The sequence below is a fragment of the Mycobacterium aquaticum genome (assembly GCF_002086485.1).
In the GTDB taxonomy this organism is placed as follows: Bacteria; Actinomycetota; Actinomycetes; order Mycobacteriales; family Mycobacteriaceae; genus Mycobacterium; species Mycobacterium aquaticum.
The window spans coordinates 1-797 of the sequence record NZ_MVHF01000102.1 but is presented as its reverse complement, the minus strand read 5'-3'; the positions used below and the strand labels follow the sequence as shown (position 1 = coordinate 797).

The 797-nt window shown below is 65.5% G+C and carries 1 protein-coding gene; it reads right to left on the bottom strand.

Annotated features, from left to right (window positions below; all coding sequences use genetic code 11):
• The coding region (locus BST13_RS38080; RefSeq protein ID WP_483869189.1) for a cytochrome b family protein at positions 1-797 on the bottom strand (797 nt) is incomplete at both ends.

Genomic DNA, 797 nt, shown 5'->3' with positions numbered 1-797 from the left:
TCGGTGATGGCGTCGTGTTCGACGGCCGGGTCGGCGTAGAGGAAGCTGCCGGTGCCGGGGGCGCCGCCGGAGCCGAGTTTGTTCATCCGCTTGGGTAGGGCGGCGCCCTGGTATTCGAGCGGGATGGGGTGGCCGTGGTCGTCGACGGGGCCCAGGGGTTGGTGCAGTTCGACGTAGGCGCCGTGGGGTAGCCGTTTGATGATGCCGGTTTCGATGCCGTGTTCGAGGACTGCGCGGTCGCTGCGTTGCAGGGAGACGGCCCAGCGGTAGGCGATGTAGTAGACGATGCCGGGTAGGACGACCATGCCGATGCGGCCGATCCAGGTGGTGGCGTTGAGCGAGATGTGGAACTTGAGCGCGATGATGTCGTTCATCGCGGCCAGGGTGAGCACCATGTAGAACGCGATGGCCATGGAGCCGATGGCGGTGCGCACCGGTACATCCCGCGGACGCTGCAGCAGGTTGTGATGCGCATCGTCACCGGAGACCTTCTTCTCGATGAACGGGTAGGCGATCAGCAGGCCGAAGACCACACCCATGATCACCGCGACCCAGACCACCGCGGGGATGGTGTGGCCGAACGGGTAGAACTCCCAGGCCGGCCAGATACGGGCCAGGCCCTCGGTCCACATCATGTAGAAGTCGGGCTGTGAGCCGGCCGACACTTGAGATGGCTTGTAGGGGCCGAGGTTCCAGATCGGGTTGATGGTCAGCAGGCCGCCCATCAGGCCGAGCACGCCGGTGATCATGGCGAAGAACGCCCCGGACTTGACCGCGAACACCGGCATGACGCGCAC